We start from the raw sequence: 21,238 nt of genomic DNA on the forward strand, positions 1-21,238 counted from the left end.
TCCCCCTCTCAGCAATGCTAGTTATCACAAAAAGAAAGATGTTATTGAGCAGGTGGAAAAAGAGTTGCCCAATATTAGGCTAGAGTTTTTACCAGATTATAGTCCAGATTACAACCTAATAGAATTAGTGTGGCATTCCGCTAAAGAGTACATAGCTAATCGAGAATTTGAAAATAAAGAAGAACAGGAAAAAGTAGTCAATCAGCTTTTAAATGAATGGGGATTGATTATTAAATGGAGTAGAAAAATTAAAAATAAGGGTAATGCTGTCAATGTAACTTAAATGCGTAAAAGCTTAGTCGTTAAAAATTATCAGACACCCCCCTTATCAAGGGGGGATTAAGGGGGGACTAAGGGGGGATCGGCACCCCCCTTATCAAGGGGGGCAGGGGGGATCAGAGGCAAAATCTATCTTCAATTTAATTATAACTACTTACTTACCTACATTAATCTCATTCCGAGATTTCGATCGAACTCACCACTCTTTGCCAACGTTTTTTCCAGTGGCTAGTCGGTTCTAAATCAGAGAGAGCCTGTTCGCTGCGACGACGTTGTATGATAACTTCGGCTGGGTCGGTTAAAGTCGCGTCTCGATAGGGAATAGCGGCTTTAGTTTGCAGATGTTCCCGTTCCTGTGCCGATAGAGATGGGGGTAAGGACAAAAAACTGGCTATTGTCCCTGGCGATCGCCGTCCGACGCTATCGGTGGCTCCAATCTGCAATCCTGCTAATTGTAAAGCCCTTCGCACCGAGGCAGCACAGGAATAGGTGACTAAATAACCCGTCGGACTCAGACATTTGGCCACTAAAGCTAAAAACTCCACCGTCCACAGTTGCGGACATTTACCCGGGGAAAAGGGATCGAGAAAAATTGCCTCTGCTTGAAAACCCGCCTCAATCACCTTGGTTATCGTCTGTCGCGCATCCCCGATTAACAGTTTAGCGGTGAGATTAGGCAAGTCTAGCCGGTGATTATGGGCAAAATCGTTTAAATATTGGGGAATTGGTTGACTCCAACTATTTAAGAGATTTTCTCTAATAGCTGCTAGGGGAACCATTTGATCGCTTTCCAAAGCTAATAATTCTACCCGACAATCCCCCCTAACTTGCCAAATGGCCGCTAAGGCTGCGGCGGCATTATACCCTAAGCCGTAACAAATGTCAAGAATTTTCAGATTATTGCTCTGGTCTGCTTTCGCTGCCAGACGACTGGAGAGGATAAATTTTTTCTCAGCCTCTTCCCTTGCCCCGGAGGTAGAATGATAACATTCGCCGAATTCGGTCGAAAAAAAGGTATAAGAACCATCCTCAGTGACTTTTTGCGGGTAAGCTTCGGGGGAGACAAGCATGGTGATGGAGAATGTCTTTGAGGTGAATATCGGTTTCTAGCAAGCAAGCGTGACCACTATTGGGCAGAATCGTTAATTTTGCGGCGGGTAACTGCTGAATTAGGCGTTTAGCCTCCGCTACCGATGGTAACAGTCGATCTCCTTGACTGGCTATCACTAACACCTCCAATTGCAGATCTTTTAACTCGCTGGCACTAACCTGAAACCGTTGTAACTGGGATAAACGCCAGCTAATCGTCTTCGGTGGGACGTATTGCATGGCTTTGAGGAGAGAGCGGCGATCTTCCCTGGATATTCGACCCAGAGCGGCGAGAAAGGGTAAAATAGTTAGTGCCGAGCTGCCGTGGATGAAATCGGGCATTATCTGGGTGATACCGATTCCCAAGCTTAAAAGAGGTCTTTGATTAAAAGAAGAAGCGGGGTTAATTAAAATCAGTTTTTTAATTAATTTTGGTGATTTTGTCGCTATTTTCAAGGCTAAACAGCCACCAAAAGACTCACCGCAGAGATAGACTTTTCTCGATTGTCCCTTTAATTCCTGTGCCAATAAAGCAATCACGCAATCGCTTAATTCCTCCCAATCACCGAGATATTGCGGGGAAATCGCCAAACAACGCAGATCGAAGTAAGGAGCAAGGTTTTTAATCTGACGATGGTAGAGTTGGCCGCTGCCATCCATTCCGGGTAAAAATACAAACAGGGGATAATCGGGACGGGGATGACGGGGAATAATCCAACTGACAGTTTGTTCCATTGTGCAACAAGCGCGATCGATGTTAAAAAAGTTTTTTCTAGTTATCTATACTTAAGGATAATTAATGTTAGAGAGATTTGCCAATTTTAATAGTAAGACTAACCCCCAACCTATGGATGGTTTCTCCCTGCTCCCCAATCCCTGATAACTGATAACTGATAACTGGATTAACTGAGCTAAATTTTTAGGCCGCTGCTAAATTAGCAGCCACGAAATCCCAATTAACCAACTTGGTTAAAAAGTCGCTGATGTAATCGGGACGACGATTTTGGTAGTCGAGATAATAAGCGTGTTCCCACACATCCATAGTTAAGAGGGGAACCTGTCCGGCGGTTAAAGGATTGTCAGCGTTGCCGGTTTTGGTAACTTTGAGAGTACCGTTATCGAGAACCAACCAAGCCCAACCGCTACCGAATTGAGTAGCGCCCGCAGTTTTGAAAGCTTCGACAAATTTCTCGAAACTACCGAAATCTGCGTTAATTTTAGCGGCTAAAGCACCGGTAGGCGCACCGCCACCACCCGGTTTCATGCAGTCCCAATAAAAACTATGATTCCATGCTTGGGCGGCATTGTTGAAAACCCCAGCTTTAGAGGCATCACCAGCAACCTTAACGATAACTTCTTCTAAAGAGAGAGCATCGAGTTCCGTATCTTTGACCAAACCGTTATAGTTATTGACATAAGCGGCGTGGTGCTTGTCGTGGTGGAATTCTAGGGTACTTTTGGTGATACAAGGCTCTAAGGCAGTGTAATCGTAGGGTAAAGGGGGAAGTGTGTAAGCCATGTGTGGTTCTTTATATCCTCTCTTGAGAGCTTGTTTAAGTTAGTGTTGATAAAACTTTACATACTCGATCATAGCACCGAAGGAGACTTGATCAGTGATCAGTGATCAGCTTTTTCTCCCTTCTCCCTTCTCCCCCATCACCCCAACCCTAACTCCTGACTGATAACTGATTACTGATAACTGATAACTGAAAAATCACCCCAACCCCCATCGACCGTCTCCTAAATCCTGAGAAGATTACCAAACAATGTTAAAATAATTCCCGTACTGTAGGCGCTTGCAGATTCCTGTGGGCGTGGCAGGGCGGGAGAAAAATGATTCCGTTCGGAATTAAACCAAAAAAGCTCCACTGGCAACGGCAGTAGATTTTATCTCACTGGGTTGACTGGTTGGCACTTCCTCAAATTACGGATCAATACAAAATTATCATTTACAGATCTTTCTTGGTAACTTATGGCACAGCGTACACGCTTAGGTGAAATCCTTCGTCCCCTCAATTCGGAATATGGTAAAGTTTCCCCCGGTTGGGGAACTACCTTGCTGATGGGAGTGTTTATGGCTCTGTTTTTAGTCTTTTTGCTGATTATTTTACAGATCTACAACTCCTCCCTAATTTTAGAAGGATTTAATGTAGATTGGGGTCAGTAAGCAGATTCCAACAATCTTGTCGGCATTTTTGGACGCAGAATTGTCCCGCAGACTTTAGCAGGTGGGTTATTGCCCACCGCGATTTTTTTATTAGGAGCAGAAAAATGAATATTTTTGGGATTGGATTGCCGGAAATGGGGTTAATTCTCTTGATTGCCCTGCTAGTTTTCGGACCGAAAAAATTACCAGAAATCGGTCGCAGTTTAGGCAAAACGATTCGAGGATTTCAAGAAGCATCCAAGGAATTTGAAAGTGAATTTAAGCGAGAGGCCCAGCAGATTGAAGACTCGGTAAAAATCAAAGCGGAATTAGAAGAAAGTCAATCTCCTAGGGATCAAACTCGTTCCAGTTAAAAACTGTGTAGAGATGTAGAGTAGGTCAAATTCGAGGCTATCCGCTAGATTAACATCGAGAATGACCAAATCGAGGTTAAATTGGCAGTTTTACCATCGGCCACCATTTCTACTTGTTAGTTTTTTTGACCGAGAAAGGGGTAAATCAGGTTTCGGAGCGCAAAATCGTCTTTAAACATGATAATTTTGGCAGCAGTCACAGCCATAGTTGAATGAGTAGGCAGAATATATCATTAGTTTGAGAATTCCCAGAAGGCAAGGAAAAAATGACTATTTCCTTGCTATAAGTATTGTAAATGTCAAGAGTGTTAACTGAATGTCTATAGTGGTATCCCCCGAACAAGTCCATCAAATCGTCAACAACCTCCATCACGATCCCTTTGAGGTTTTGGGGGCCCATCCCCTAGAAGAAGAAGGAAAAGTCAATAAATGGGTTGTTAGAGCCTATTTACCGAAAACCACGGCCGCTTGGGTTATTTTACCGTCCCAAAGACAAGAATATCCCATGACGACCGCTTATCACCCCCATTTTTTCGAGTGCGTTATCGATATCAGTGAACTGAACAATTATCAATTACGCATCCACGAGGGAGAACAGGAACGAGTAATCTATGATTCCTATGCCTTCCGTTCTGCCAAACTGAGCGATTTTGATTTACACCTGTTTGGGGAGGGCAACCATCATCGCATTTATGAAAAATTAGGGGCGCATTTAGCCGAAATCGAGGGTATTAAAGGGGTTTATTTTGCCGTTTGGGCCCCTAATGCTCGCAACGTCTCGATTATTGGTGATTTTAATAGCTGGGATGGTCGTGATCACCAAATGCGGAAACGTAATAATATGGTCTGGGAATTGTTTATCCCGGAAATCGGTGTTGGCACTAAATATAAATACGAGATCAAAAATTGGGAAGGTCATATTTACGAAAAATCTGATCCCTACGGTTTTGCCCAAGAAGTACGCCCGAAAACCGCCTCGATCGTGGCCAATTTAGATAGCTATACTTGGGATGATAGCGATTGGATGGAAAAACGCCGCCATAGCGATCCTTTAACTCAACCGGTTTCCGTTTACGAATTACACCTCGGTTCTTGGCTGCACGCTTCTAGTGCCGAACCACCCCGTTTACTTTCCGGGGAAGGGGAACCGGTTCCCGTGTCGGAATGGAACACTGGGGCGCGCTTTTTGAGTTACTACGAGTTAGCCCAAAAACTAATTCCCTACGTTAAAGAATTAGGTTACACCCATATCGAATTATTACCGATCGCCGAGCATCCTTTTGATGGTTCTTGGGGTTATCAAGTGACGGGTTATTTTGCCCCCACCAGTCGCTACGGCAATCCTGAAGATTTCATGTATTTTGTCGATCAATGTCACCAAAATGGCCTTGGTGTGCTAGTGGATTGGGTCCCCGGTCACTTCCCCAAAGATGGCCACGGGTTAGCTTTCTTTGATGGTACTCATCTTTATGAACACGGCGACCCGCGCAAAGGGGAACACAAGGAATGGGGAACCTTAATTTTTAACTACGGTCGCAACGAAGTCAGAAATTTCCTGGTGGCTAATGCCCTATTTTGGTTCGATAAGTACCATATTGACGGTATTCGCGTGGATGCGGTGGCTTCTATGCTCTATCTCGATTATTGTCGTAAAGATGGGGAATGGGTGGCCAACGAGTACGGTGGCCGGGAGAATTTAGAGGCCGCCGAATTCCTGCGTCAAGTCAATCATGTAATTTTTAGCTATTTCCCCGGAATTCTGTCAATTGCCGAAGAATCCACCGCTTGGCCGATGGTGTCCTGGCCCACCTATATGGGCGGTTTAGGCTTTAATTTGAAGTGGAATATGGGCTGGATGCACGATATGCTCGATTATTTCGGCATGGATCCCTGGTTCCGTCAATTCCATCAAAATAATGTCACTTTTAGTATGTGGTATAACCACAGCGAGAATTATATGCTGGCTTTGTCCCACGATGAAGTGGTTCACGGCAAAAGTAATATGATTGGCAAAATGCCGGGGGATGAGTGGCAAAAATTTGCCAATGTCCGGGCATTATTTGGTTATATGTTTACCCACCCCGGCAAGAAAACCATGTTTATGAGCATGGAATTTGGCCAGTGGAGTGAGTGGAATGTTTGGGGTGATTTGGAGTGGGGTCTTTTGCAGTACGAACCCCATCAACAGCTAAAACGCTTTTTTACTGATTTGAACGCCACCTATAAGAGTGAACCTGCTTTATATACCCAGGATTTTGGTCAGGATGGCTTTGAGTGGATCGACTGTAGTGATAATAGTCATAGCGTCGTTTCTTTCCTGCGCTGGAGCAAAAATTGGCAGGAGTTTCTGGTGGTGGTCTGTAATTTTACTCCCCAACCCCACAGCCATTATCGCGTTGGTGTACCCCATCCCGGTTTTTATCAGGAAATCTTTAACAGCGATGCGGGTAAATATGGCGGTAGTAATATGGGCAACCTTGGCGGTAAATGGTCGGAGGAATGGTCCTATCATAGCCGTCCCTACTCGATTGATCTCTGTTTACCGCCTTTAGGGGTTTTAGTTCTCAAAATCAGTCCTAATGCTTCTGGGGAATAGGGGAATAGGGGAATAGGGGAATGGGGAGATGGGGAAATTCAACTAACACCCTAACACCCTAAAACCCCAACACCCCAACCCCTAACAAAAAAATTTAGAGGTCATCTTGCAGAAAGTGGCCTCTTTTTTGGGTGAATTTTCCAGAAACTATTAAGTTGTCAAATTAGCGAGCAGTGTTTGCACCCATTCTTGAGCGAGTTCTTCCACGTTGCCATTACTGTCGAGATGGCTAAGAATATATTTTTGTCGTTGGTGAGCTAATTCAGCGAGACTACCGATATCAACAAAACTTTTTGGCAAACGATCATTCTCAAAGGAATATTGACCGACGTGGTTGGCTTCGATCTGCTGACGATCAATCCAGAATCCCCATCCTTGCGGTGCGGTATTCAGTTCCGAGAGAAATTCTAAGGTCTTCATTGGCGTACTCCTTAGCGGGAATTATCTGGTTTATAACCGCAGAAAGTGGGCATTTTCCTCCGTCGAGCATCAAAACCATAAACAAGCAAAAGTATCTGTATATTTAGTGACTAAATAAGACAGATCCGCCCTGGATGCAGCCCAGAGAAAAGCCAGTCAAAAACTAACCCATCAGGATCACCGTATCGATGACGTGGATCACACCATTATCCGCCTCGATATTACCCGCGACCACCGTGGCATTTTTCACCTCAAAACCTTCGCTACAATCAATGGGAATCGGTGAACCCTCTAGAGAAGTCACTACAGCCAATTTCGCCAAATCTTCCTGCATATATTTGCCCGCAACGACGTGATAGGTGAGAATTCGGGTTAATTGGGGGATATTCTGCACTAGGGTTGTAATCGTCCCGGGGGGCAATTTGGCAAAAGCTTCATCGGTGGGGGCAAAAACCGTGAAGGGGCCGGGACTTTTTAGGGCATCCACAAGATTAGCGGCTTGTACCGCCGTCACTAGCGTTTTAAAATTATCGGCACTGACCGCAATATCGACAATATCTGCCATAAACTTGACTCGATCCTCAAAAAAATCATCTATTTCAGATTTTAAACTTAATCTTGTCCCAAAGATCGTTCTAGGGATGGGGTGTGGGGAAGTAGGGTGTGGGGTGTAGGGTGTGGGGTGTGGGGAGTTTTCTCAGTGAACTGATAACTGATAACTGATAACTGATAACTGATAACTGATAACTGATAACTGATAACTGATAACTGATAACTGATAACTGATAACTGATAACTGACTTCTAACCCGATTTTGGACAAAGATAAGCAAAAATTATTTATTGACTCCAAAAACTTGAGAATATTTAAATTAACATTTCGCAATATTTACAAATTCTTAAGAATTAATTGAGAAAGATTTTTATTTAACAACGATGTTATGAAGGTAACAGCGATTTGATAGAATTTCATAATGGGTTACTCTGTGCTTTTTTGGGCAACAATGGTTGAAACCCTTGCCACATCTACAGGGTGATCCTAATTAAGACGGGTAAATGAGTCAATTTCACCCACAACGATGATCTTTTTTTTGTGTAGTTTTATTGCAAAAAAAAAGTTTTTTTGACAAAAAACACAAAGTATGATAAGTGCGCCAATGTATTTCTGGCTGCGATTAATTATTGCCGAGTGGGGGTTGGGGAAACGGGAAGCTAAATCATTTGTACTAAAATTAATTGAGGTTAAAATCAGAGCATTTCCTGTTTCCAAGTGATCAAATACAGAAAAGCAGCAATTCGATCGAGAAATCGATCAAAACAGCCTAGACTAGAAAAATAATCCTCTATCCTGACAGCTATCCTGTGGAGATTACTTTTTTAGGAACCAGTTCCGGGGTTCCCACTCGTTCGCGTAATGTCTCTAGTATCGCCCTTCGTTTGCCGCAACGGGCGGAAATATGGCTGTTTGACTGTGGAGAAGGAACTCAACACCAGTTACTGCGTAGCGACCTAAAAAGTTCCCAAATCCGACGCATTTTTATCACCCATATGCACGGGGATCATATCTTTGGTTTAATGGGATTGTTAGCCAGTATCGGATTAGCTGGTTCTGCTCAGGATATTGATATCTACGGACCCCCCGGACTAGGGGACTATCTGCGCGCTTGTGCTAAGTATTCCTATACTAATTTAGCCAATCGGGTGCGTGTCCATCCCGTTTCCCCCGGCATACTCTACGAAGATGAAGAATTTACCGTCTCCTGTCAGCTATTAAAACATCGTATTCCCGCCCACGGTTATCGCATCGCCGAAAAAGACCGTCCTGGACGTTTTGATGTGGAAAAAGCCAACGCTTTAGGTATTCCCCCCGGACCAATTTACGGCAAGCTGAAAAAAGGGGAAACTGTCACCCTTCCCGATGGCAGAAAAATTCGCGGTCAGTCCCTCTGCGGGGAAACGGAAATCGGCCGTAAAATAGCCTATTGTACCGATACTATTTTCTGTGAAGGCTCGATCGAATTGGCACGGGATGCAGATGTGCTAATTCATGAGGCGACTTTTGCTCACCAAGATGCCGGATTAGCCTTTGAAAGTGTTCATTCCACTTCGACGATGGCAGCCCAGGTGGCCTTGGCAGCCCAGGTAAAATTGTTATTAATGACCCATTTTAGTCCCCGTTATCTACCGGGGAATTCTCTGGATATTTCCAATCTGTTAGAGGAAGCGCGGGCAATTTTTCCTAACACTAAATTAGCCTACGATTTCCTCACCTACGAAGTCCCCCGCAACCGTCAAGAAATGGTCTTAGGAGTTAAATAATTATGCCGGCAGCAGTAGAAGAAAAAAGCATGGTTCCCACGGTTTTAGTGGGTATTGGTGGCACGGGTAACGAAATTTTATCGCGATTGCGTCGCTTAATCGAGGAAAGTTATGGCAGTTTGAGTAATTTTCCGATTGTCAGCTTTTTGGTGGTTGACACGGATAAGGATTATAAAATCAGTAATCCTGAAGCTGCAGGCAGTGCTTTTAAAGATAACGAAAAACACTGGGCCCGGGTGAGTGGAAAACAGGTACAGGAGATGGTATCTGACATGGATAGATATCCCTGGATTAATAGTTGGTTTCCCCCGGAATTAGAGAGAAATATTACTTCCCTAGAAGCGGGAGCGGGACAAATTCGCGCCTGTGGTCGTTTTGCTTTATTTTGTAATTATCATGAGATTCAAAGGAAATTTCTGGACGCGGTGAGACGGGTAAAGGGACAAGAAAACTTTATGCTCGATCACTATGGAATTAAAGTTAGTAATAGTGCTATTAATGTCTTTACTACGGGGTCTTTAAACGGTGGTACGGGTAGCGGAATGTTAATCGATATAGGTTACTGTATTCGTAATTGGTTACGAGGGGAAAGTAGTCCTTTGAGTACGGCAATTGTTCCCACTCCTGAAGCATTTGCGGGGATTAGTGTCGGCGATCGAGTTTTGGCTAATGGTTACGCTGCCTTGATGGAATTAAATTACTTTTCTGACTACAGAACCGAATATCATCAACAGTTTAGCAGCGGTTTAGTTGATGAAGTGGCTAGTAAATTACCACCCTTTGATTTTACCTATTTAGTGGGGACAAAAAACGGAGAAGGTGATTTTAAACTCGGTCAAATTCGGGAAATGATCGCCCAAAATATCTTCCTAGATATGACTTCTGATTTTGCCCCCCATAAACGTTCCATTAGAGATAATATTAAGGGTTCTTGGGCGCAAGCTGACCCAGGGGGGCGCGGTTATCCTAAGCAATTTATGAGTTTTGGGCTATCAACTATTGAAATTCCTATTGCCCAAATTCGGGCCTCCTTATCGGAACGTTTAGCCAAAGATTTAATTAATTGGTGGCTGAATGATTCCGTGATTTTACCCGCTCAAATGTTGGACTTAGTCAGAGGTGATATCCTCAAGAGAATGCGCTTGAGCGAAGGGGAATTAATTATGGATTTATGTGCCGACAAGGATCGCTCTTTAATTGCCATAATCTCCCAATGGACTAACGAAACTCGTCAGGAAATTAATCAAGATAATTGGCTCTCTTGTACCAAACAGGGGGTTAATATTTTAGGCAATGAACAGGGTAAAATTCTGCAATTTATTAATGATTATTTGACACCAAGAGTCGAGGAATTTAAACGCAATCATTTACTAGAATTGAGTCCCGATGAACGGCTGCACGGCGATTACCTGAAAAAGATTTATAATAACCGGGATGAAATTATTCAACGGGGTAAAAAGTCCCTAGAAATGGAGTTTTATAATATCCTTGAGGATCGGAACCGTGGGGTAAAATTTGCCGAGAGTTTTATTGTTTTAGTACGACAAATCTTCACCGACATAGCAGAAAAATTCCGTCGCGATCAAGAACAGGTTTGGAGTCAAAACGAAAGTAAACGTCAACGGGAATACGATACAGCCTTAGCGGAAATTAATGATCTGAAAGATAAACTTCATATCTCCAAAAAAGATAAGATGGAAGAATATTGTGAACAAGCTTTAACGGGATTGGAAGGCTATTTAATGGCCAATATTCAACGAAAAACCAGAGGTGCAGGAGTAGAGGTTATTAATCGTTTATTGGAACATCTTAATCAATTAGAAAGCCGTTTTAATCGCTTTCGTCAGAAATTAATTCAAAGTCGCGATCTATTTAATCTCCAAGCTAATCAACAGATTGATAGTGCCGATGCTTTGTTAATTAATGGGATTAAATTATTTGACAGACAAGAATTAAATAGTCTTTATCAAGACTTTATCGAACAATTTGCCTCGGGGATTGCTGGTAACAAAAATGCCTACGATACGGGTATGGATAACCTTTGTTTACCCCTCTCAGAAGAGATTTTAAAGCAATCTAGCCCCCTCTGGAAAGAAACGCGCCGCACCGATGAAAATATGCGTTTATTTGACATCACCGAGATTGCCGATATTCGTCAAGGTGATTTTCAAAAAGTTATCCTAAACCAAGCTAATCAACTCCTACAAAATGCTCCCGCTAGTAGTCGAATTCAGCAGGAATTAGCCGCTTGCGATCGCTTGTTAAAAATTTATAACAACGATGCCGAGATTATCAATAATCTTCGCATTGCCTACCAAAAATCGCGACCCCTAATTATGCTCAATCCTGCGGTTTTGCGGGGAAAAGATGCGGGTTTTACACCGCAATTAAATCAAAATGTTGCCCTGATTGGGGGAAGAAATACCAATAACCCAGCAGCCCAAAAAATTATGCCGAAACTGCGGGAATTTATCCCCAACGAAGACGATATTAAACCCTTAGCAGAAGTGGAAAAACATCGTCTTGTCTTCGTGCAGGAAATTGGCGGTTTTTCCCTACGCTGTCTCGATGGAATGAGAGAGTTGCGGCAATCCTATCAGGACTGGAAAGGAGAATTTATTCTCGCTAAACGCGCCCAACAAATGGGGGAAAATCGCGATTTACCTATCCCCGTGCATATCCAAAAGGAACCTCCTTTCTGGGATGTTTTTCCCGAAGATCCGAGTATTTATCAATTGGTGGTGACGTCCCGGGCTTTAAAAGTGCTTTTTCCAGAAGTCAATCGAGTCACTAATGAGAAAACAATTCGCTATGAAATTAAAACCGCAACGGGATTAAAAAAAGTCGATATCGCCACCAGTTGGGAAGATGCGGTACAGGTGTTAGAAGTAAAAGCTTGTCGCGAAGATAAGGAAAAAATTCAAAGTCAGGTGACAGCTAAGTTACAGGATTCGGCCACTCTGGAGAAAAAACAAGCTTTGTATCGGAATTTTATCGAATATTTACAACAACGTTCCGAGGAGTTGACAGGAGGAAAAGATAATACAGAATATAAACGGGAAGATGCAGTTATTTTGCAGTTAATCCATAACTATAAGTTGGATAGCGGTGGAGAAATTCCTCTTTCTCCGGTGACGGAAGTGGCTAACCCAGCTTTAATTATCTGCGGTAATTGTGGACACAAAAACCCGCCTTCGTCTAATTTTTGTTCTAAGTGTGGGGCGAAATTAGTTAAGTAGAAATTAGATTTTGGGTTTGATCCCCCCTGCCCCCTTGATAAGGGGGGTGCCGATAGGCGGGGGGATCCTCCTTGATAAGGGGGGAATCTGACAATTTTTAACACCCCCCCAATTTAACAGAAAAAGTGGGGGGGTGTTAGCTGGACTAACATCCCCCAAAATGAAAATTTTCCGGAAAAATTGCCTAATAGCGAAAAAACTGGATTATAATAAGGTCTTTACTCAAGATTTTTGCTAACCGTTAACTGCCATAAAGCCCAATCAAGACCCCTGTTTATCGAGAGAAAAACCAATGGTAGCCACTTTAAAAGGACGAGATGTTTTAAGAATAACCGACATGAGTAGCGAAGAAATCAGCGCCCTACTCAATCTATCGGCACAGCTTAAAGCTGGCACTCTTAACCCTAGCTGCAAAAAAGTCTTAGGATTGCTATTTTATAAAGCTTCCACCAGGACGCGGGTTTCCTTTACCGTCGCTATGTACCAGTTAGGGGGACAGGTAATCGATCTTAATCCCAGTGTAACCCAAGTGGGGCGCGGGGAACCCTTAGCCGATACGGCCCGGGTACTCGATCGCTATCTCGATATTCTCGCAGTTCGCACCTTTAAACAAGAGGATTTAGAAGCTTTTGCCAATTACTCGCGCATCCCGATTATCAACGCTTTAACGGATTTAGAACATCCCTGTCAGATATTAGCCGATTTACAGACTATCCAAGAGACTTTTCAGACTTTACGGGGAATTAACCTCACCTATGTGGGGGATGGTAATAATGTCGCTAATTCTCTCCTCTTGGGTGGTGCTTTGATGGGGTTAAATGTGCGAGTTGCCTCCCCCGCAAACTATCAACCGGATGGGGAAATTGTCGCCAGCGCCAAGGCTATTGGCGAGAAAACCGGTAGTAAAATCTTAATTACCGACGATCCCGTTACCGCAGTAAAAGACTCTCAGGTGGTTTATACTGATGTCTGGGCAAGTATGGGACAAGAAAGCCTCGCTGATGCCCGAATTCCCATTTTTCAGCCCTACCAAGTCAACGAACAGCTAATGAGTCACGCTGACAAAGACGCGATTATTCTCCATTGTTTACCTGCTCACCGGGGGGAAGAAATTACCGACGGGGCGATCGAGGGTGTACAATCAAAAGTCTGGGAACAAGCGGAAAATCGGATGCACGCCCAAAAAGCTTTAATGGTGAGTTTATTGGGATTAATCTAGCTCCCGATGCTCAGTTACCTAAAATAATTATTAAACTACATAATCTATCGTCACCGGCTCTGTCCGACACCAGAAGTTAACGCTAGGATTGATGGTAAGAGCAATCATCAGGGCAGCCTCCACACAAACTATATGTCAGACACCTCCGCAGTTAAACAATATCTCGCCCATTGGTTTCAATTGGGAAAAAAAGTTATTTGTCCCAAAAACCAAGCTATGCTATTTCCGCTGCCAATTTTCAATGCTGATCGCTATTCGTCGGAGTTTGAGGATTGTTGGCAAAAAATGCTTGATCCTGAAAGTGGCGATTGTTACCTAGAGGGTACTCAACAAACCATCCAAGACTTACTTTCCCCTCAATGGGAATTTCATCCCTGCGCTCGTTGTACTATACCCGTACCAATTGAAGTGGTGGGACAATCGAGTTTATCCTGTCCCTGCCATGATTTGAGTAATTGGCCCAATTTAGAATTACCCCTACCCCATTTACCCGTCAATAGTCAAGAAAATCTCGATCGCATCCGGCAAAGATTGCTAAAAAATTCTCACCCACATTAACCGGACAAAAAGAGACGTTAGGGGTAACGTCTCGACAAAAGGGTTGGGATTTAACGATTTCTGCCAAAAAGATTGACTAAATCTCGCAATCTCTCGCTATATTCTCCGGTTAAAGCTTCCTGACGATAGCGCCATGACCAATTCCCTTCTGCGACACTAGGGGTATTCATCCGCGCATCCGATCCTAAACCTAACACATCCTGTAACGGTACGATCGCCTGATTAGCCACGGAACTATAGGCCAGTCGAATCAGATCCCAAGCCACTCCCTGACCACTGGGAGCGCCAAGATATTGATATAGTCGCGCTTTTTCGTAGTCATTGGCGTTATCCTGAAACCAGCCCACAGTAGTATTATTATCGTGAGTGCCGGTATAAATCACACAGTTGCGTTCGACGTTAAAAGGAAGATAGGGATTACCCGCATCACCCCCAAAAGCAAAGTGGAGAATCTTCATCCCAGGGAAAGCAAAGTGATCGCGAAAATCTAGGACTGCTTGGTCAATATCGCCCAAATCTTCGGCAATAATCGGCAATTTACCTAAACGAGCGCCAATAGTATTAAAGAGATCATAACCTGGGGCCTTCAGCCAATGACCATTAATAGCGTTTTCCTGGCCAAAAGCCACCGCCCAATAGGCCTCTAATCCGCGAAAATGATCGATACGGATGATATCGACTAGGGAAAGAACCGCTTTTAAACGGCGTACCCACCAGTCAAAGCCCGTATTTTTGAGATAATCCCAGTTATAAAGAGGATTTCCCCATAATTGCCCCGTTTCTGAGAAATAATCCGGGGGAACCCCTGCCACTTCCAAGGGATTACCGGTTTGGGGATCTAGTCGGAAAACCTGCGGATTTGCCCAAACATCGGCGCTATTATGGGAGACATAAATGGGGATATCACCGATAATCTCGATACCGAGGGAGTTAGCATAGCGTTTTAGGGCTAACCACTGCTCAAAAAACTCAAATTGCAGGAATTTGTGCAGAAAAATCTCCTCTTGTAACTCCTGTTTCGGTGTTTCCAACGCACCCCAATGACGTTCGCGAATTTCTGTCGGCCATTCCATCCATGCTTTACCCGGGTAAGCGTGGGATAGGGCCATAAATAGGGCATAATCCTCTAACCAATCAGCATTGCCACCACAAAAGCCGGCAAACTGTTTGTAAAGAATTGTGTCAGAACCCTTGACAAAATTGCTCGCCGCCTTTCTAAGTAGGGGAATTTTCCAAGCGATCAATTTATCAAAATCCACTTGATCGAGGGGAAAATCGGGAATATCCTCGAAATCTGCCTCACTAAGCAGGTTTTTTTCCCGAAGAAGATCGAGACTAATCAGGAGATGATTGCCAGCAATGGCACTAAAACTCATGTAGGGAGAGTTACCGTACCCTGTGGGGCCTAAAGGGAGAATTTGCCAGAGTTTTTGACCACTTTGAGCCAAAAAATCGATAAATTGATAGGCTTCCCTACCTAGTTCTCCAATCCCGTAACGGCCGGGATGACTGGTGGGATGAAGCAAAATACCGCTAGAACGGCTAAAAGCCATGAAAAAACCCCCTTATCAGTGATTCGGTTAGCAGTTATTAAGTGTTTAAAGCTGAATGCTCACTGCTATCTCCAAGCTAACCCGATCTCGATCGATAAGGGCAATACTTAACAACTTTATTAGACCTATAGGACAAAATGAGGCATTACAGCCGTACATTAACAGATCGTCTTTCCAGTGAAAAAGATTCCTTCGGATCACGTTCCACGTTACCCGGGTAGGTGAAACTGGCACTCGTTGCCGTCGGTTTGACGCGGCTCGATAGTTGGCTGATGGCCGCTCTTTCCTCTTGGGTGAGGGGGCGATCGATAGCTTGGAATTCGTAATATTGGTATTCGCTCATGGTGTGCAACCTATCTCAAGGTTTATGATCGATATGCTGATAATTGTACGGGGATAGTTAGGGTTTAAAGATAAATTCGACAGGACGGGCGCTCTCGGATGTATTAGGAATAGCAAGAATATGCAAATCGCCCGATCTTTACCGATAAGGAAAAAGTTCGGGTGATCGATCGGTAATTTCCCCGCATCGGTCTTTTCAAGAAATCTAATCTATTCCTTTGGATAGTGGCACGGTTAAAATCGATAAGATTATAATTTCTTTTGTTAAGCACTTTAGCGATCTCTGGATATTTCTGCGATTCATTGTCGGCTATTCATTATCAGCTAATTATTAAATTTTATGAAAACAGCCTCATTCGTTGAGATTATCGGAGATAGAGTAGGGATAGGTGAATAAGAGGGAAATAATTAGAGCCTTTTGGCATTGTTCAGCCTAGAGCGTAGAGTAGAAAGGAGGTGTCTTAAGATGACTAACGGAGACGATGATCAACACTTGCCTCTTGCGTGGGAAAAGGGGAAAGTTGTCGCACAATTTTTGGGAGTTATTGCTAACACAGCTATAGCTTTGGTTATTTTCTGGGTTGGCAGTGCTTATAATGCACAAATTGAAAATCAAAAGCTGACACAAGATTTAAGGATCAAATACATTGATTTAGCTCTGGAGATCATCAAAAGCTCTGGAAGTAGTGGTGAAATTCGCACTTGGGCGGCTGACGTAATACAGAATAGTTCAAAGTATGTTACTGAAATTCAAATGGATAAAGAGACCAAGGAAAAACTTAAATTGTGGGGGTTAGAAGAAAAACAAGCTCAATCAAAAGAAACAAATGTTGGCACACAACAAACCATAGCTGATGGTATTACTTTAGATCAAGCTTTACGGGAAGCATTGACTAGGAATCCTCCTTACACAAAACGGGGTGATCCCTCCAAATATACTGACTTTAACCTTTTCATCTGCAATGAAAATAGTTCCGTAGCCACTCCATTAGCCAACTTAATTGCATATAAGCTTGACCAACAAAATCATGGCGAAATGCAGGTAAAGGTTCTTAGTGATGAGGAAGAGAAAAATGAGTTTAAAACCTTATTACCCAGAGGATTTATCACTGTAATTACGGATGAAGGTCATCCTGAAAATGGTGAATGGGGTCGTATTAGCGATCTCCTGCAAAAAGCCATAGGAAGCGTTACTGAACCAAGCAATCCTCTATATAAGCAACTGGTTAGCTCACCTGAAAACAAAATAAAAATACTTACAACAATTCAGAAGCCTGACATCAAGCAGCAATTCAATGCTGGCAAATACTCTCCTTGGCGCATTAGCATATTCATCTGTCCTAAGCCCTCCGATTGATCGGGCGATAAGTACCTAAGCAAAATTAATTACACATATCTAACCACCTCTTGCCTCTTGCCTCTTGCCTTTTGCCTTTCTTCACTAGGAAATTTATTTTGCACGACTACTTACTAATAATGGCTCTTCGTTACTTGTTATGGTTCGATAGGGGGGGCATAAATCGACTAAATCCTTATCTGGCAAGAGATTTAATTGATTAGTTCGCTCTAGAGCAAAAACAATTGACAAAAATCGCCAAATGTCTTTCTCTATAAGGGTTCTATCCCTTATAACCCCCGTCCATTGCATAACACAAACCGAAGAACCCTAATAATTAACCCCTCCCGGTGTGCGTCTATACCCCGAACTTGTCCAACCTTCTCCCACGAGGACTCGCCCTCCCCAACCTGAAAGTATATTACTCTTTTCTTCTTTTCTGGGAGAGGGGTTGGGGTTGAGGGCAATTAACCATCTCTGCCATTACTTTTGAAAAATGGCATTAGAGAGCGTTAGGCAGGGACAGTGACCGCCGAAATCAGCAAAGACCGTTCAATTCCCCCAAAACAGCCTGATGTTTCTGCCGCGCTGACCTTTCCTCGGTCGATGTGCGCTGGTTGCCGATGGTCGATAGGTGGATTTCGATAATCTCGTCAATTCTTTCGCTCGATGGCATCGAGTTCCCGACATATTTCGGCGGCCAGCCGATAATCCACACTTCCCGTTAAAGTAGCTCCGTCATAGTGGCTGCCAGCATAGCAGCCGGGGTTATGGCAGCGGGGCAGTTTATCCCGGTTAAAGGTTTGAAAACAAGGGAAGCACAAGGTAAACTAATTATGATAAAACATTAATATAGCGGTTCTCACACCTGTGTGGCACAGTTAAACCTTTGCTGATTAAACTTTTTAACATTGATAATGTACCTCCTGCGAACAGGAAATACTATAAATAAGCGGTAAAAATGAAATAAAATTAAGGGAACAATTAATTATGCAACTAGAAGATTATTTCTTATTTATCTCCGAAGATGATATTAGAATCAAAGGTCATCGCCTCGGAATTGACAACGTACTCTTTTATTTCTTGGAAGGCTATACCCCAGAAGAAATAAATGCTATCTATCCCGATCTAAGTTTAGAGAAAATCTACGCAACTATTACTTATTATTTACAGAATCGGCAAAAAATTGATGCCTATTTATTGCGCCTCCAGAATTGGCGAGAGACTCGCTACCATGAAGCACTGAAAAATCCTTCGCCTCAACGAGAAAAGATGAGAAAAATTAAACAGCAAAGGCAAGATTCTGTCAAGGTATGAAAATCAAGTTTTTACTCGATGAAACCTTATCCCCCCGCTTGAAAGTTGCTGTCTTAAGGTTAAATCCAGAGATAGATATTTTACGCATTGGAGAGCCGAATACACCACCGTTAGAAACTCTTGACCCTGATGTTTTACAGTATTTAGGATTATCTCAACGACTCTTGGTGACAGATAATCGTACCAGTATGCCTGAACATTTAGAAGAATATTGGCAAAAAAATCAACAAATCTGGGGACTGTTTTGGATACGTCCCACAACAACAATGGGAAAACTAGCCGAAGAATTAATTATGATTTGGGAAACTACCGAAGCAGAAGAATGGATCGATATTGTCGATTGGATTCCTTTTTAATTAATGATATAATAAAATTATTACCGTCCTTTTTATGCTTGATTATTAATTTGAATGACTCGCCAAATTCATGACCAATTTGCTAAGGAATATTTAGAGGAATTACTAACACCTCTAGGGACGATTAGAAAAAGTAAGAAAGTAAAAAGTGAGGTTCAAGAAATCGATGTCTGGTTTGAACCATTTAGCTCACCTCCTCCCACTGAGTTACCTTTAGGATTACTCGGAAAAATGGCGGCTACTTCCTGTTTATTTGAACCTTTTCGCAATCCCCCGACCGAGGTAGAGATTCGCAGTTGTTTGTCAAAGTTATACGCGGTTCATGGCGAAATCTTGAGAAAAGCGAAACGGTTAAACAAAACTCTGACGGTCGCAGAATTGCCTTTCTTATGGATTCTAACCCCCACCTTTTCAGCTAGAATGATTGAAGATTTCGGGACTCACAGCGATGAGAGTAATTGGTTAACAGGGGTTTACTTTTTAGCGAAGTCTCTCAAAGCGGGCATCATTGTCATTCATCAATTACCAGTAATTGAAGACACCTTATGGTTGAGGGTATTAGGTAAAGGAGGAACTCAAAAACGAGCAGTTGAAGAGTTAGTTGAACTGCCAGAACGCAATCCTTTTCGAGAGAATTTACTAGAAATTCTGGCCAACTGGCGCAAAAACTTAGAATTGAGAGATAATTTAAGTACAGAAGAACAGGAGGACATCATGAACTTATCACCAGCTTATTTACAACAAAGGGAAGAGTGGAAATTAGAAGGAAAGCAAGAAGGGATACAACAAGGTAGTTTAGAAGAACGGTATTCCCTGATAGCCAGTCTTCTGGAAGGACGCTTTGGCAGCCTAGATTCGGAATTATCTGGTCTGGTGGAACGGATCGCCCAACTTCCCATCTCGGAACGCACCGGATTGCTTCTTTCTTTGGCAAATTTATCCCGTGAAGAACTGCTACAAAGATTCAGGGAAAATTAAAACTCCAGCCCGTCCAAACCATGAAGAATCATCCCTAAACCCTGATGGTCGTTTGTCCGAGGAAATCTCTGCCCAATCATCGCAATTTTCTCCATACAATTTTTTTCCTGTACTGAGAGTTTTTCCATACCCATTATGATAAAATATTAATAAATAATCAGGAGAAATTATGACAATTACTCCAAAATCAGAACAATTAAACAGCGATACTTTATTAGAGCAAGAGGCTAAAACCTTGAAGACTTCCTTTCCTTCTAACTCTTCGCCAAATAGTAAAGCTATTTTTCTGCAACAGGCAGGTGCTTTAAGCGATGATAGTTCTTTGGCCGACCTAAGAGATTCTATTTACCAAGCCAGGGGACGTTCGGAAACTGACAATGATGTATCTTCTTGACACGGATACTTTAACTCATCTTCACTCAGGTAACACTAACGTTATTAATAGATTGGAAAACTTACAAGATGAGGAAGTCGCCATTACGATTGTCACCAAGCTCGAAATTTTGCGCGGGCGAATAGATTATCTGCTTAAGGCTTTTTCAGGGAGTGATTTACTGAAAGCACAAGAGCTTTTCTCTCGTTCAGAAACCTTATTAAATCAACTTCCTGTAATTTTAATTGACCCAAATGCAGCCAATCAATTTGACCGCTTACAAGATATTTCTAAATTTCGCAAAATTGGCAGGTCTGACCTGTTAATTGCTAGTATCGCCTTAGCTAATCAAGCCAGGCTAGTAACCAGAAATCTGCGACATTTTAGACAAATTCCTCATTTATTCTTAGAAAATTGGGTCGATTAATTCCCGTTCCTAATTGTTAGCAAGATTGGGAGAAAAGTCCGCTCAAACCATGAAGAATCATCCCTAAACCCTGATGGTAGTTTATCCGTTGAGGTTACTGTCAAGTCCGGCTTTAACACAGACGCTCCCCTGTCTGGACAGCAAGTAAAGAGTGCGAGTTGACCCAAAACGCGATCTCGAAGATATCCGTTTCGTTAACAATCATCTCTTCTAAATGTTGAAAGTCTTCATTTTCATCCATCGGAATTATCATTTCAATAGACCTTTCCCTAGTCTGATAAAATCACAATCAGGGGATATTGTCAACAACTAACCGTA

General features: G+C 42.8%; 24 protein-coding genes. 14 read left to right on the forward strand and 10 right to left on the reverse strand.

What is annotated here, in order from left to right:
• Window positions 1–283: transposase (locus IM509_RS23230; protein ID WP_287717357.1), on the forward strand; the 283-nt coding region annotated here is incomplete at its 5' end.
• A 169-nt stretch (window positions 284–452) separates the two neighbouring features.
• Here the strand turns inward: IM509_RS23230 and IM509_RS23235 are convergent.
• The 3 genes from IM509_RS23235 to IM509_RS23245 all read right to left on the reverse strand — a co-directional run bounded on the left by IM509_RS23235 (window position 453) and on the right by IM509_RS23245 (window position 2,887).
• A complete protein-coding gene (locus IM509_RS23235) occupies window positions 453–1,349 on the reverse strand; it encodes a tRNA (5-methylaminomethyl-2-thiouridine)(34)-methyltransferase MnmD (protein WP_052276788.1) in 897 nt (298 codons plus the stop codon).
• Window positions 1,309–2,103, reverse strand: a complete 795-nt coding sequence (locus IM509_RS23240) for an alpha/beta fold hydrolase (RefSeq protein WP_052276789.1) — start codon at window positions 2,101–2,103, stop codon at window positions 1,309–1,311. Before IM509_RS23240 ends, IM509_RS23235 begins: the two co-directional genes overlap by 41 nt.
• A 184-nt stretch (window positions 2,104–2,287) precedes the next feature.
• On the reverse strand, window positions 2,288–2,887 hold the full coding sequence (locus IM509_RS23245) for a superoxide dismutase (protein ID WP_002765257.1): 600 nt from the start codon (window positions 2,885–2,887) through the stop codon (window positions 2,288–2,290).
• Between the two features lie 453 nt (window positions 2,888–3,340).
• On the opposite strand from IM509_RS23245, the gene psbH reads away from it, so the two are divergent.
• The 3 genes from psbH to glgB all read left to right on the forward strand — a co-directional run bounded on the left by psbH (window position 3,341) and on the right by glgB (window position 6,484).
• Complete coding sequence (gene psbH / locus IM509_RS23250) at window positions 3,341–3,535, forward strand: photosystem II reaction center phosphoprotein PsbH (protein WP_002736544.1); 195 nt, start codon at window positions 3,341–3,343, stop codon at window positions 3,533–3,535.
• Between the two features lie 104 nt (window positions 3,536–3,639).
• Window positions 3,640–3,888, forward strand: a complete 249-nt coding sequence (locus IM509_RS23255) for a TatA/E family twin arginine-targeting protein translocase (protein WP_002743526.1) — start codon at window positions 3,640–3,642, stop codon at window positions 3,886–3,888.
• Window positions 3,889–4,204: 316 nt separating this feature from the next.
• Window positions 4,205–6,484 (forward strand): 1,4-alpha-glucan branching enzyme, encoded by a 2,280-nt coding sequence (gene glgB / locus IM509_RS23260; protein ID WP_052276790.1) that lies wholly within the window; start codon window positions 4,205–4,207, stop codon window positions 6,482–6,484.
• Window positions 6,485–6,634: 150 nt separating this feature from the next.
• Here glgB and IM509_RS23265 read toward each other — a convergent pair whose 3' ends face one another.
• The 3 genes from IM509_RS23265 to IM509_RS23275 form a co-directional block, all read right to left on the reverse strand.
• On the reverse strand, window positions 6,635–6,904 hold the full coding sequence (locus tag IM509_RS23265; protein WP_052276791.1) for a hypothetical protein: 270 nt from the start codon (window positions 6,902–6,904) through the stop codon (window positions 6,635–6,637).
• A 163-nt stretch (window positions 6,905–7,067) separates the two neighbouring features.
• On the reverse strand, window positions 7,068–7,469 hold the full coding sequence (locus IM509_RS23270; RefSeq protein ID WP_002803963.1) for a fasciclin domain-containing protein: 402 nt from the start codon (window positions 7,467–7,469) through the stop codon (window positions 7,068–7,070).
• A gap of 47 nt (window positions 7,470–7,516) precedes the next feature.
• Entirely contained in the window at window positions 7,517–7,726 is a 210-nt protein-coding gene (locus tag IM509_RS23275; protein WP_502882270.1) for a hypothetical protein, read from the reverse strand.
• 539 nt (window positions 7,727–8,265) lie between these two features.
• Between IM509_RS23275 and IM509_RS23280 the strand changes: the two genes are divergently transcribed.
• From IM509_RS23280 to IM509_RS23295, 4 genes are all read left to right on the forward strand, one after another.
• Window positions 8,266–9,222: a ribonuclease Z gene (locus IM509_RS23280; RefSeq protein WP_052276792.1), complete on the forward strand. Its 957-nt coding sequence runs from the start codon at window positions 8,266–8,268 to the stop codon at window positions 9,220–9,222.
• Between the two features lie 2 nt (window positions 9,223–9,224).
• Complete coding sequence (locus IM509_RS23285) at window positions 9,225–12,461, forward strand: tubulin-like doman-containing protein (RefSeq protein WP_185237138.1); 3,237 nt, start codon at window positions 9,225–9,227, stop codon at window positions 12,459–12,461.
• A gap of 292 nt (window positions 12,462–12,753) precedes the next feature.
• Entirely contained in the window at window positions 12,754–13,680 is a 927-nt protein-coding gene (gene argF / locus IM509_RS23290) for an ornithine carbamoyltransferase (protein WP_012267744.1), read from the forward strand.
• Window positions 13,681–13,812: 132 nt separating this feature from the next.
• Window positions 13,813–14,238 carry a hypothetical protein gene (locus tag IM509_RS23295; protein ID WP_052276794.1) on the forward strand — a complete coding sequence of 142 codons (426 nt, stop codon included), beginning with the start codon at window positions 13,813–13,815 and terminating at the stop codon, window positions 14,236–14,238.
• Between the two features lie 50 nt (window positions 14,239–14,288).
• On the opposite strand, the gene malQ is transcribed toward IM509_RS23295, so the two are convergent.
• Entirely contained in the window at window positions 14,289–15,791 is a 1,503-nt protein-coding gene (malQ, locus tag IM509_RS23300) for a 4-alpha-glucanotransferase (protein ID WP_185237139.1), read from the reverse strand.
• A 145-nt stretch (window positions 15,792–15,936) separates the two neighbouring features.
• Complete coding sequence (locus tag IM509_RS23305) at window positions 15,937–16,134, reverse strand: hypothetical protein (RefSeq protein ID WP_002762396.1); 198 nt, start codon at window positions 16,132–16,134, stop codon at window positions 15,937–15,939.
• Between the two features lie 465 nt (window positions 16,135–16,599).
• Between IM509_RS23305 and IM509_RS23310 the strand changes: the two genes are divergently transcribed.
• The gene (locus IM509_RS23310) at window positions 16,600–17,490 is read left to right on the forward strand and encodes a hypothetical protein (protein ID WP_072926141.1); all 891 of its coding nucleotides are present in this window, start codon (window positions 16,600–16,602) and stop codon (window positions 17,488–17,490) included.
• A 93-nt stretch (window positions 17,491–17,583) separates the two neighbouring features.
• Here IM509_RS23310 and IM509_RS23315 read toward each other — a convergent pair whose 3' ends face one another.
• Entirely contained in the window at window positions 17,584–17,781 is a 198-nt protein-coding gene (locus IM509_RS23315; protein WP_072926143.1) for a hypothetical protein, read from the reverse strand.
• Between the two features lie 341 nt (window positions 17,782–18,122).
• Window positions 18,123–18,293: a hypothetical protein gene (locus tag IM509_RS23320; protein ID WP_287717359.1), complete on the reverse strand. Its 171-nt coding sequence runs from the start codon at window positions 18,291–18,293 to the stop codon at window positions 18,123–18,125.
• 166 nt (window positions 18,294–18,459) lie between these two features.
• Here IM509_RS23320 and IM509_RS23325 point away from each other — a divergent pair, with 166 nt between their 5' ends.
• From IM509_RS23325 to IM509_RS23345, 5 genes are all read left to right on the forward strand, one after another.
• Window positions 18,460–18,786: a DUF433 domain-containing protein gene (locus IM509_RS23325; protein ID WP_185237140.1), complete on the forward strand. Its 327-nt coding sequence runs from the start codon at window positions 18,460–18,462 to the stop codon at window positions 18,784–18,786.
• Window positions 18,783–19,142, forward strand: coding sequence for a DUF5615 family PIN-like protein (locus tag IM509_RS23330; protein ID WP_185237141.1), 360 nt, complete (start codon window positions 18,783–18,785; stop codon window positions 19,140–19,142). The genes IM509_RS23325 and IM509_RS23330 overlap by 4 nt, the downstream gene beginning before the upstream one ends.
• A gap of 54 nt (window positions 19,143–19,196) precedes the next feature.
• On the forward strand, window positions 19,197–20,120 hold the full coding sequence (locus tag IM509_RS23335) for an RpnC/YadD family protein (protein ID WP_185237142.1): 924 nt from the start codon (window positions 19,197–19,199) through the stop codon (window positions 20,118–20,120).
• Between the two features lie 169 nt (window positions 20,121–20,289).
• A complete protein-coding gene (locus IM509_RS23340; RefSeq protein ID WP_016516632.1) occupies window positions 20,290–20,514 on the forward strand; it encodes a hypothetical protein in 225 nt (74 codons plus the stop codon).
• Complete coding sequence (locus IM509_RS23345) at window positions 20,498–20,920, forward strand: type II toxin-antitoxin system VapC family toxin (protein ID WP_052276801.1); 423 nt, start codon at window positions 20,498–20,500, stop codon at window positions 20,918–20,920. Before IM509_RS23340 ends, IM509_RS23345 begins: the two co-directional genes overlap by 17 nt.
• The last annotated feature ends 318 nt before the right edge of the window (window positions 20,921–21,238 follow it).

This window comes from Microcystis sp. M31BS1 (genome assembly GCF_020245285.1).
GTDB lineage: Bacteria > Cyanobacteriota > Cyanobacteriia > Cyanobacteriales > Microcystaceae > Microcystis > Microcystis panniformis.